At 68.0% G+C, this 9,057-nt stretch carries 11 protein-coding genes; all 11 read left to right on the top strand.

The features are described 5' to 3' along the window. Positions 1-82 precede the first annotated feature (82 nt). The 11 genes from trmB to EV657_RS09110 all read left to right on the top strand — a co-directional run bounded on the left by trmB (position 83) and on the right by EV657_RS09110 (position 9,002). Entirely contained in the window at positions 83-832 is a 750-nt protein-coding gene (gene trmB / locus EV657_RS09160; RefSeq protein ID WP_075787653.1) for a tRNA (guanine(46)-N(7))-methyltransferase TrmB, read from the top strand. A gap of 143 nt (positions 833-975) precedes the next feature. Next, positions 976-2,034 (top strand): amidohydrolase family protein, encoded by a 1,059-nt coding sequence (locus EV657_RS09155; RefSeq protein WP_134077708.1) that lies wholly within the window; start codon positions 976-978, stop codon positions 2,032-2,034. A gap of 79 nt (positions 2,035-2,113) precedes the next feature. Further along, positions 2,114-3,466, top strand: a complete 1,353-nt coding sequence (gene aroA / locus EV657_RS09150; RefSeq protein WP_134077707.1) for a 3-phosphoshikimate 1-carboxyvinyltransferase — start codon at positions 2,114-2,116, stop codon at positions 3,464-3,466. Then, positions 3,463-3,867, top strand: a complete 405-nt coding sequence (locus EV657_RS09145; RefSeq protein ID WP_134077706.1) for a GFA family protein — start codon at positions 3,463-3,465, stop codon at positions 3,865-3,867. The genes aroA and EV657_RS09145 overlap by 4 nt, the downstream gene beginning before the upstream one ends. Further along, positions 3,864-4,475, top strand: a complete 612-nt coding sequence (locus tag EV657_RS09140; RefSeq protein ID WP_075786780.1) for a (d)CMP kinase — start codon at positions 3,864-3,866, stop codon at positions 4,473-4,475. The genes EV657_RS09145 and EV657_RS09140 overlap by 4 nt, the downstream gene beginning before the upstream one ends. 380 nt (positions 4,476-4,855) lie before the next feature. Then, positions 4,856-5,089: a hypothetical protein gene (locus EV657_RS09135; protein ID WP_134077705.1), complete on the top strand. Its 234-nt coding sequence runs from the start codon at positions 4,856-4,858 to the stop codon at positions 5,087-5,089. A gap of 258 nt (positions 5,090-5,347) precedes the next feature. Next, complete coding sequence (gene rpsA, locus EV657_RS09130; RefSeq protein WP_134077704.1) at positions 5,348-7,030, top strand: 30S ribosomal protein S1; 1,683 nt, start codon at positions 5,348-5,350, stop codon at positions 7,028-7,030. Positions 7,031-7,313: 283 nt separating this feature from the next. Continuing rightward, complete coding sequence (ihfB, locus tag EV657_RS09125; protein ID WP_075786777.1) at positions 7,314-7,595, top strand: integration host factor subunit beta; 282 nt, start codon at positions 7,314-7,316, stop codon at positions 7,593-7,595. 16 nt (positions 7,596-7,611) lie between these two features. After that, complete coding sequence (locus tag EV657_RS09120) at positions 7,612-7,977, top strand: lipopolysaccharide assembly protein LapA domain-containing protein (RefSeq protein WP_075786776.1); 366 nt, start codon at positions 7,612-7,614, stop codon at positions 7,975-7,977. A 9-nt stretch (positions 7,978-7,986) separates the two neighbouring features. Next, the gene (locus EV657_RS09115) at positions 7,987-8,643 is read left to right on the top strand and encodes a phosphoribosylanthranilate isomerase (protein ID WP_134077703.1); all 657 of its coding nucleotides are present in this window, start codon (positions 7,987-7,989) and stop codon (positions 8,641-8,643) included. Beyond that, positions 8,640-9,002 carry a hypothetical protein gene (locus EV657_RS09110; RefSeq protein ID WP_075786774.1) on the top strand — a complete coding sequence of 121 codons (363 nt, stop codon included), beginning with the start codon at positions 8,640-8,642 and terminating at the stop codon, positions 9,000-9,002. Before EV657_RS09115 ends, EV657_RS09110 begins: the two co-directional genes overlap by 4 nt. Positions 9,003-9,057 lie beyond the last annotated feature (55 nt).

Below are 9,057 nucleotides of genomic sequence, written 5' to 3'. Positions count from 1 at the left end.
TGCCGGCCGGTGCGCGCCCCTCTCGCAAGACCGTTTCGGTCAGAGCTTGACCGCCGCGCGGGCGCGGCCTATGGCGCGGCCGATGAGCGACGACACCCGCAAAAGCCCCGACCAGAGCTCCGGCCCCGCCGAGGGTGCGCCCGCGCGCGCCTGGCGCAATTTCTACGGCCGCCGCCACGGCAAGACCCTGCGGCAGACCCAGAAGGGCTATCTCGACAGCGATCTGGCGGCGCTGGCGCCGGGACCGGTCGGCTGGGACGAGAACCCAGACCGCGCGCCGCTGGATCTTCAGGCGCGCTTCGGCGGGCGTGAGGTCTGGCTGGAGGTGGGCTTTGGCGGCGGCGAGCACATGGTGCATCAGGCCGCGACCCATCCCGAGGCGGCGATCATCGGCTGCGAGCCCTTCATCAACGGGGTCGCGATGCTTCTGGGCAAGATCCGCGAGGCCGGGGTCGACAATCTGGCGGTGCATCCGGGCGATGCGCGCGATCTCTTCGATGTGTTGCCCGAGGCCAGCATCTCGCGCGCCTTTCTGCTGTATCCCGACCCCTGGCCGAAGGCGCGCCATCACCGGCGGCGCTTTGTCACGCCCGAATTCCTGGCGCCGCTGGCGCGGGTGCTGAAACCGGGCAGCACCTTCCGGGTCGCGACCGACATTCCCGACTATGTACGCCAGACGCTGGTCGAGGTGCCGAGGGCGGGGTTCGAGTGGCTGGCCGAGTGCCCCGAGGACTGGCGTGCGCCCTGGGACGACTGGATTTCGACCCGTTACGAGCAGAAGGCGCTGCGTGAGGGGCGGGCGCCGCATTACCTGACCTTCCGCCGGCGCTGAGCCGTTGCGCCCCCGACCCGCGCGCCGCGCGCCGGGGCAGGGTCGCGTCAGGGTATTTGGACCAAGAAGAAACCCGCAAGCGATCCGGGCAGGGGCCGCCGGCAGGGGCCGGAGCGCCGCCTCCGGACGCGGAAGGGGACGTCATGTCCGATATCCGGATCACCAACTGCCACATCCACACCTTAACCGCCGCCCATGCGCCGCTTTACTATCCTGCGCCGCCGGTCGCCGCGATCCGGGCCTGGCCGGGGCTGTTGCACGGGTTGCGCCACGCGGCACGGCTGCAGCCCTGGGAAGGACCCCATGAGGCGGTCCTGCAGCTTGATCATTTCCGCAAGACCGGTTGTCGCGAAAGCCAGCGCGCCGTGTTTCTCGAGGCGCTGCGGCACTATCCGGCCAGCGCGCGCTTCGTCGTTCTGCCGATGGATCTGGAATATTGCGGCCACGGCCCGGTGCCGGTGGGGCTGAAGGCCCAGCATCGCGAGCTTTACGAGCTGAGCCGCGACCCCGGGCTGGGGCATCGGGTCATTCCCTTCGCCACCCTTCATCCCGACCGGCCGGATGCGGTGGCCGAGCTTCGGCGCTGCCTCGACGAGTACGGCTTCCGGGGGGTGAAGATCTATCCCCGGCTCGGCTATGCCCCGAGCCACGAGATCCTGATGCGCGAGGTCTATCCGCTTTGCGTCGAGCGCGGACTGCCGGTCGTCTCGCATTGTTCGCGCGGGGGCGTGCGGCACCGGCGCTGGACCCCGGCCCGGGCCGATGCGGTCACCGATCCGGCGGCGCATGTGCCGGTGTTGCGCGCCTTTCCCGAACTCAGGCTGTGTCTCGCGCATTTCGGGGGCGACGCGGACTGGCTGTCGTTTCTGGCCGAAGGGCTTGACCCGCTCGATCCCGAGGCCCGGCGGCGGAACTGGGTCACGAAGATCGCCGACATGATCGAGAGCGGGGCCTATCCCAATCTTTATACCGACATCTCCTATACGGTCTTCAAGGTCCCGGCCTGCATGCCGCTGCTTACGCTCTTCATGGAAAGCGAGCGGCTGGCCGCGCGCATCCTTTTCGGGTCGGATTTCTACATGCTTCGGCAGGAGGATCTGTCGGAAAAGGCGGTCTCGATCCGGCTGCGCGCGGCGCTGGGCGAGGCGCGGTTCCGCCAGATTGCCGAGACCAATCCCGAAACCTGGCTGGGCGAGCGCTAGCGGACGCGGCAGGCCAGAGGCTGGACGGCTTGGCCCGCATTGGGTAAGCCGCAGGGACCCAGTCCGAGGAGCCTTCCGCATGTCCGCCCATGGCGATCCGATCCCGATGACCGCGCGCAGATCCGGCCCGCTGCGGGGCGAGGCCGTGGTGCCCGGCGACAAGTCGATCAGCCACCGTGCGCTGATCCTGGGCGCGCTGGCGGTCGGCCAGACCCGGATCTCGGGGCTGCTCGAGGGGCAGGACGTGCTGGATACCGCGAAAGCGATGCGGGCCTTCGGGGCCGAGGTCACCCATGAGGCTCCCGGCGACTGGACCGTGCAGGGCGTGGGCGTGGGCGGCTTTGCCGAGCCCGCCGACGTGATCGACTGCGGCAATTCGGGCACCGGGGTGCGGCTGATCATGGGGACGATGGCGACTTCGCCCGTGACTGCCACCTTTACCGGCGATGCCTCGCTGAGAAAGCGGCCGATGGGGCGGGTGACAGATCCCCTGGCGCTGTTTGGAACGCGCGCCTTCGGGCGACAGGGCGGGCGGCTGCCGATGACGCTGATCGGCGCGGCCGATCCGGCCCCGGTCCGCTATGTCGTGCCGGTGCCGTCGGCGCAGGTGAAATCGGCCGTGCTGCTGGCCGGGCTGAATGCGCCGGGCGAAACCGTGGTGATCGAGCGCGAGGCGACGCGCGACCATACCGAGCGGATGCTGGCGGGTTTCGGCGCGACGCTTCGGATCGAAGAGGCGCCGGAGGGCCGGGCCATCGTGCTGACGGGCCAGCCCGAGCTGGTGGCCCAGACCATCGCGGTGCCGCGCGACCCGAGTTCGGCGGCCTTCCCGGTGGCGGCCGCGCTGATCGTCGAGGGCTCGGACGTGCTGGTGCCGGGGATCGGGCTGAACCCGACCCGGGCGGGGCTTTTTACCACGCTGCGCGAGATGGGCGCCGATCTGGTCTATGAAAACGAACGCGATGAGGGGGGCGAGCCGGTCGCCGATCTGCGCGCGCGGTTCTCACCCGCGATGACCGGGATCGAGGTGCCGCCCGAGCGCGCGCCCTCGATGATCGACGAATACCCGATCCTGGCGGTGGTCGCGGCCTTTGCCAGCGGCCCGACGATGATGCGCGGGATCGGCGAATTGCGGGTCAAGGAAAGCGACCGGATCGCGGCGATGGCCGCCGGGCTTCGGGCCTGCGGCGCCGAGGTCGAGGAGGGCGAGGACTGGATGATCGTCCATGGCCTGGGCGCGGGCGGGCTGCCCGGGGGGGCGGCCTGCGCCACCCATCTCGATCACCGGATCGCGATGTCCTTCCTCTGCGCGGGGCTGGCGGCGCAAAAGCCGGTCTCGGTCGACGATGCCGGGCCGATCGCAACCTCTTTCCCGATCTTCGAGGGGCTCATGACGGCGCTCGGCGCCGAATTCGACAGGGGCGACGCATGAGCGTGACCGGCGGGTGCCTGTGCGGCGCGGTCCGCTACCGGATCGACGGGCCTCTGAGCCCGGTCGTCGCCTGCCATTGCAGCCAGTGCCGCAAGGCAAGCGGCCACCATGTCGCCTCGGCCTCGGCCCCGCGCGACAGCATCGCCGTCGCGGGCGAGCTGCGCTGGTTCACCTCGTCGGCGAGGGCGCGGCGGGGCTTCTGCCCGGTCTGCGGGTCGAACCTGTTCTGGGACGGGCAGGGCCCCGACATGGCCATTCATGCGGGCAGCTTCGACGGCGATCCGGGCGTCCGGCTGGTGGCCCATATCTTCTGCGCCGACAAGGGGGCCTATTACGAGATCGCGGGCGGGCTGCCGCAGGCCCCGGCGGGGCGGTCCGGTCTGCCGGAGGACATCGCATGAGCTTTACGGTGGCCATCGACGGTCCGGCGGCAGCGGGCAAGGGGACGATCAGCCGCGCGGTCGCCGCGCATTTCGGCTTTGCCCATCTCGATACCGGGTTGCTGTACCGGGCGGTGGGCGCGCGGATGCTGGACGGGCTCGACCCGGTCGAGGCGGCGCGGACGCTGGATCCCGAGGCGCTGGAGCGTGGCGATCTGCGTGCCCCCGAGGTGGCCCAAGCCGCCAGCAAGGTCGCGGCGATCCCCGAGGTCCGGGCGGCGCTGGTCGATTTCCAGCGCGCCTTCGCGATGCGCGCGGGCGGCGCGGTGCTCGACGGGCGCGACATCGGCACGGTGATCTGCCCCGAGGCAGCGGCGAAGCTGTTCGTTACCGCCTCGGATACCGTCCGGGCCGGGCGGCGGTTCCGCGAATTGTCGGACAAGGGCGTCGAGACCAGCCTCGAGGACGTCCTGGCCGAGATGCGCGAACGCGATGCCCGGGACAGCGCGCGCGCCGCGGCCCCGCTGCGCCCTGCGGCAGATGCGGTGATCCTCGACACCTCGCGCCTGACGATCGACGAGGCGGTGGCGGCGGCAATCGAGACCATCCGGACCCGGCAGCCGGACTGAGCCGGTCCGGGCCGTCGGTCAGACGCTGTGGCGGATCGGCCTCGGTTGGCGTGGCTCTGCGCCAAAAGGCTTGCCGATTCGGCCGATCCGTGCGATGGAGCCGCGGTCCGAAACACGCAAGCAACAGGGGGCGTGACATGCAGATCACCTATCGCGCGTCCTTCTGGCGATTCGGCTCCCTTGTCGGCACCGGCGTATCGCAGCGAACTTATTCGCACCGATGATCCGGTCGGCCTGACCCGTCAGGCCTGAGCCCGCACCCTCCGACCATCCGCTGTCCAGATCCCGGCCGCGCTGCGCGTGCTTTCGTCCGGACTCCCTTTTCATCACGACACCATTCAATGGGCGTCCCCGCAGGGGGAGGCCTGCGGAGACAAATCATGAACATCCTCGCAGACTGGCGGGCTTGCCGGATCGAACCGCCGATACCCATCGCGATCGTCATCGAGCAGCACGGCGCCTGGAGCGTGCTGTTTGCGGCGATCGCCGCAATCTTCGACGGGCGCGGCCGTCCGGGCGATGCCCGGCTGGGACGGCTCGACAACCACCTGCGGCGCGACATCGGCCTGCCGCCGCTGCCGCCCCGTCGGTCCGAACCGCCGCGCTGGATGTGAGGGCGGGATCGGGGCGACCAACTGCCGGTCCCCGCCCGGATGGCGTCGGGCGGGGGCTGCCCCCTTGCGGGATGGGCAAAAACCCTATATTAGAGCGCCCGTCGAAAAAGGCGAAAACGCCGGTGGCGAAGGCGAGCAGGGGTCGGACGTTCTCCGGCCCTCTTTGTTATACGGAACGGCGCCCGCACTGACCAATCCAAGACCGGCGGAGACAACCGCCCGGCCAGAAAACAGATCGTAAAGGAAACCTGAGACCACATGGCTCAAAGCACATCCATGGAGGACTTCGAAGCCCTCCTCAACGAAAGCTTCGAAATCGACACGCCGTCCGAAGGCAGCGTTGTCCGCGGCAAGATCATCGCCATCGAGGCGGGTCAGGCCATCATCGACGTCGGTTACAAGATGGAAGGCCGCGTCGATCTGAAGGAATTCTCCAATCCGGGCGAGGCCCCCGAAATCGCCGTCGGCGACGAGGTCGAGGTCTACCTGGATCGCGTCGAAAACGCCCGGGGCGAAGCCGTCATCAGCCGTGACAAGGCCCGCCGCGAAGAAGCCTGGGACCGTCTGGAAAAAGCCTATGCCGAGGATTCCCGCGTCGAAGGCGCGATCTTCGGTCGCGTCAAGGGCGGCTTCACGGTCGATCTGGGCGGCGCCGTGGCGTTCCTGCCCGGCAGCCAGGTCGATGTGCGTCCGGTGCGCGATGCCGGCCCGCTGATGGGTCTGAAACAGCCGTTCCAGATCCTGAAGATGGACCGCCGCCGCGGCAATATCGTGGTCTCGCGCCGCGCGATCCTCGAAGAGTCCCGTGCCGAGCAGCGCGCCGAAATCATCGGCAAGCTCAACGAGGGCGATGCCGTTGACGGCGTGGTCAAGAACATCACCGAATACGGCGCCTTCGTCGATCTCGGCGGTGTCGACGGCCTGCTGCACGTCACCGACATGGCCTGGCGCCGGGTCAACCACCCGTCGGAAATCCTGTCGATCGGCGAGACCGTCAAGGTTCAGGTCATCAAGATCAACAAGGAAACCCACCGTATCAGCCTCGGCATGAAACAGCTGCAGGCCGACCCGTGGGATTCGGTCGAGCGGAAATTCCCGCTGGGCACCGTCCACAAGGGCCGCGTGACCAATATCACCGACTACGGCGCCTTCGTCGAGCTGGAGCCCGGTGTCGAGGGTCTGGTCCACGTCTCGGAAATGTCCTGGACCAAGAAGAACGTCCATCCCGGCAAGATCGTCTCGACCTCGCAGGAAGTCGACGTCATGGTGCTCGAGATCGACACCGCCAAGCGCCGCGTGTCGCTGGGCCTGAAACAGACCATGCGCAACCCGTGGGAGGTCTTCTCGGAGACCCACCCGATCGGCACCGAGGTCGAGGGCGAGGTCAAGAACATCACCGAATTCGGTCTGTTCATCGGTCTCGACAACGACATCGACGGCATGGTTCACCTCTCCGACCTCAGCTGGGACCAGCGCGGCGAAGAGGCGATCCAGGACTACCGCAAGGGCGACATGGTGCGTGCCGTGGTCACCGAGGTGGATACCGACAAGGAGCGCATCTCGCTGTCGGTCAAGGCGCTTGAAGGCGACCCCTTTGCCGAAGCCGTTGGCGGCGTGAAGCGCGGCTCGATCATCACCGTCACCGTGACGGCGATCGAGGATGGCGGCATCGAGGTGGAATACGAAGGCATGAAATCCTTCATCCGCCGCTCGGATCTGTCGCGTGACCGGTCCGAACAGCGCCCCGAGCGCTTCCAGGTGGGCGACCATGTCGACGTCCGCGTGACCAACATCGACACCAAGACCCGTCGTCTGGGCCTGTCGATCAAGGCGCGCGAGATTGCCGAAGAGAAGGAGGCCGTCGAACAGTATGGCAGCTCGGATTCGGGCGCCTCGCTGGGCGACATTCTGGGCGCCGCGCTGAAAGGCGAAGATCGCTGATCGCGACCCTGTGCTGAACGGGAACGGCTCCGCAACCTTTGCGGAGCCGTTCTTTTTTGCGAATCGCAGGCGCCGAGTCGCGGCTTTTGCCCGGGCGTTATCCGCCCCTGGCGAAGTCAATTCCGGATTGGCAGCCCCCGCTTTGCAACCCTGACGTGTTTCAGGTGCTTTCACCCGTCTTTTCAATGGGTTTCTGTTTCGCAGCCGCGCATTTCGCGGCTATAGTCCGCAAGCCTCAGCTGCGCATAATCGGCAATGGCCTTGACCTAGGGACAGACATCAAATGATCCGTTCGGAATTGATCCAGAAAATTGCAGAAGAGAACCCGCATCTTTATCAGCGGGATGTCGAGAGAATTGTGAATACCATCTTCGAAGAGATCATCTCGGCCATGGCACGGGGAGATCGGGTGGAGTTGCGCGGTTTCGGCGCGTTCTCGGTCAAGCAGCGCGACTCGCGCACCGGGCGCAATCCGCGCACCGGCGAGTCGGTGCAGGTCGACGAGAAATGCGTGCCTTTCTTCAAGACCGGCAAGCTGCTACGTGATCGGCTGAACGGAAAATAACAACCGAGTCTCCGCTATGCGCCTGATCCGCTACCTGTTTCTCGTCCTTCTCGCCATCTGCCTCGTGGTCGTGGCGACCGCCAATCTCGACCCGGTCTCGGTGACGCTGTTGCCCGGCGAACTGGCCACCTATTCGGGGGTCCAGTTCACAGCGGAAGTCCCGCTTTACGTCGTGGGCTTCGGCGGCATGCTGCTGGGCCTCTTGATCGGCTTTTTCTGGGAGTGGCTGCGCGAAAGCAAGCACCGCACGGACGCGTCGCGGCGGCGGCGCGAGGCCGCCCGGATGCAGCGCGAGCTTGACCGGCTTCAGGCCGAAAAGCGCCGCAACGACGGGCATGACGACGTGCTGGCCCTGATCGAGAAGGGCAGCAGCACCCGCTAGGGGCCGGCCATGTCTGACAGTATCCGGGTCAAGATCTGCGGGCTGACCTCGCCCGCCGCCATCGAGGCCGCGGCGCGGCTGGGTGCGTCCTATATGGGCTTCGTCTTCTTCCCCCGCTCGCCCCGTCATCTGGAGATCGAGGCGGCGTGCACGCTGGCCATGGCGGTACCGCCGGGTCTTGCCAAGGTCGCGCTGACCGTCGATGCCGACGACGCGGCGCTCGAGGCGCTGCTCGACCGGGTGCCGATCGACATGCTGCAACTGCACGGGCAGGAAAGCCCCGACCGGGTGGCCGAGCTGCGCGCCCGGTTCGGGCTGCCGGTGATGAAGGCGGTCGGTGTGGCGGACGAGGCCGATTTGCCCGCCCTGGCCGATCATGCCCGGGTCGCCGACCAGATCCTCGTCGATGCCAAGCCGCCGAAGGATGCGGCCCTGCCGGGCGGCAACGGGCTGGCCTTCGACTGGCGGCTGATCGCCGGACGGCGCTGGCCGGTGCCCTGGATGCTGGCGGGCGGGCTCACGCCCGGCAATGTCGCCGAGGCCATCGCGCTGACCGGCGCGCGGCAGGTCGATGTCTCGTCGGGGGTCGAATCGGCGCCCGGGGTCAAGGACGAGGCCCTGATGGGCCGGTTCATCGCCGCCGCGGGCGGCAAGGAGAAGACATGAAGGGACTTCTGGGACTGATCGCGGTTTTGGCGGTGGCCGGGCTGGCGCTGGCCTTCACCAAGCCGACCGAGGCCGATTTCGAGGCCGCGCTCGAGACGCAGTTGCTGGACCGGATCGACCGGGCCGAGCCCGACATGCAAAGCAATCCGGCCAGCGCCGTTTTGCTGGCGACCTGCAAGCTTGGCCGCACCCAATGCGCCGAGCTGATCCGGTCGATGATCTCGCTCGACTATCGGGACAAGGTGCTGTTCGCGGTGGCCGACGTGTCGCTGGGCGGGCGCGAGGGCGGGGTCTGTTACGGCGCCGCGACGCGGATCTTCTGCCGCGAGACCGGAAACGGGGCCGCAAACGGGCGCTGACCCCTTGCCGCGCGCGGTCCGCGCCAGTAGGCAAGGGCGACTGACCCGCGCGGGA

The organism is Rhodovulum visakhapatnamense (genome assembly GCF_004365965.1).
GTDB lineage: Bacteria > Pseudomonadota > Alphaproteobacteria > Rhodobacterales > Rhodobacteraceae > Rhodovulum > Rhodovulum visakhapatnamense.
The sequence above is the reverse complement of the archived record's forward strand: the minus strand, read 5'-3'. Positions and strand labels throughout refer to the sequence as shown.